Source organism: Trebonia sp. (assembly GCF_049794275.1).
GTDB lineage: Bacteria > Actinomycetota > Actinomycetes > Streptosporangiales > Streptosporangiaceae > Trebonia.
This window is the reverse complement of the sequence record NZ_JBARCR010000846.1, coordinates 1-1958: the sequence shown is the minus strand read 5'-3', so window position 1 is coordinate 1958 and position 1958 is coordinate 1. Positions and strand designations below refer to the sequence as shown.

Here is a 1958-nt window from a genome sequence, read left to right as displayed (position 1 = left end):
GCTGAGCACGCCACCCACGATGTACGCGGCGCGCAAGCCGGCCGCGTGCGCGATGAACCCGCCGGCCAGCGCGCCGAGCGGCATCAGCCCCCAGCCGAGCATCCGGTACACGCTGTTGACCCGTCCGAGCAGCTCAGCGGGGACGATACGCTGCCGCATGGTCACGGTGACGACGTTCCACATCGTGACGAAGAACCCGTTGCACGCCATCAGCGCGGCGGCCACGGCGAAGTCCGGTGCCAGCCCGATCCCGGCGTCGAGGGCGGCGAACGCCGCCATCGCCACGATCAGCGACGTCAGCAGCCCCAGCCGGCGGGTGATCGCGGGGTTCACCAGGCCGCCGAGCACGCTGCCGATGGCGGCAGCGGTCCACAGCAGCCCGTAGCCGCCAGTGCCGACGTGCAGCGTCTGGGTCGCCAGCAGCACCAGGGTGACCTGGCCCATCTGGCTGCTGAAGTTGGACACGCCGAGCAGCAGCGCGACGGTGCGCAGCAGCCGGTGCCCGGCCAGCCAGCGCACGCCCTCGGCGATCTGGGCGCGCATCCCCTGCTCGCTGCGCGCCCGTGTTGTGCGGGACTGTGTCGTGCGGGACTTCGCGGTGCGGGGCAGGCCGGCCAGCAGCGCCGCCGACCCGGCGAAGCTCACGGCGTCCAGGCCGAACGGCAGCGCCGCCCGCACCGCGAACAGCGCGCTGCCCAGCGGCGGCCCGACGAACGTCTCGCCGATCGTCAGCACGACCTGCTGGTTCCCGTTGGCCCTTGGCAGCAGGTCGGCGGGCACCAGCGCGGGAAGCGCGGACTGCTCGGCGTTGCTGAACACCACTTCCGCGCAGCCGAGCAGGAACCCGGCGGCGGCCAGCACGGCGATGCCCGCCGTGCGCGTCATGATGAGAATGGTCAGCACTGCCATGACGGCGAACTGGACCGTCTGGGAGCGCCACATCAGCGCCACCCGGTCGTGGCGGTCGACGATCGCCCCGGCCGGCAGCGACAGCAGCAGCCACGGCAGGAACATCGCGGCCGACACCAGCGAGATCAGCCGCGGGTCCTTCGTCACGGTGACCGCGAACAGCGGCAGCGCCGACACGAGCGCGCCGTCGCCGGCGTAGCTCACCGCGTTAGCCCACCACAGCCGCCAGTAGGCGGAACCCAGCCTGGTCACGTCCGCCAGCCTGCTTGCCGCCAGCGGCGGCGTCCACGTTTTAGAGTTAAGCTAAATCGTGATCAGGTTTGAGATCGGGGTGGCGGACCTGGCCGCCAGCCGGTTCGCGTTCTCGCCGCTGGACGAGACCGTCATGGCGATCCGGCTGCTCGCGGAGCCTGGGAAGTCCGCGGTGAACGCCCCCTGGGTGCGGTGGGCACAGGCGGAGCTGGCTAGCCGCCCGCAGCCGCTGGGCCGGGTGTGGCCGCTCCTCATCAACGGGCTGCCGTATTACCCGGAGTTCCTGATCCCCGCCCCGGCGGTCCACTGTCCCGCCTTCGACACCGAACTGGACCGGCTGCGCGCCACCCCCGCCGAGTCAGTGCGGGCCAGCCTGGGGCGGGTGTTCGGCGGTGTGACCTGGCCGGCCAGCGCGGTCGAGCTTGCGGCACGCCCCGCGCCCTGCCTGGCGGAGATCGCGGCCGAGCTGGCGGGGTTCCACGACCGGCTGATCGCCCCGCACTGGCAGCGGATGCGTGCCGTCCTGGACGCCGACGTCGCCTACCGGGGCAGGCTGCTGGCCGACGGCGGCGCCCGGGCGCTGCTGCACGACCTGCACTCCGACCTCCACTGGGACGAGGGAGTGCTGACGATCAGCGAACCTGACCCGGAGTTCCACGATGTGGTGCTCGGACCGGACGGGGTGGTGATCATGCCGAGCGTGTTCGGCTGGCCTGACGTGTCGGTGCGCAAGCAGACCAGCACGCAGACGACGCTGCACTACCCGGCGCGCGGCGCCGCCACCGTGTGGTACGCCG

General features: G+C 72.2%; 2 protein-coding genes. One reads left to right on the top strand and one right to left on the bottom strand.

What is annotated here, in order from left to right; translation table 11 throughout:
* The coding region (locus WA805_RS21930) for an MFS transporter (RefSeq protein ID WP_425243270.1) at positions 1–1161 on the bottom strand (1161 nt) is incomplete at its 3' end.
* A gap of 58 nt (positions 1162–1219) precedes the next feature.
* Between WA805_RS21930 and WA805_RS21925 the strand changes: the two genes are divergently transcribed.
* Positions 1220–1958: DUF5937 family protein (locus WA805_RS21925; RefSeq protein WP_425243269.1), on the top strand; the 739-nt coding region annotated here is incomplete at its 3' end.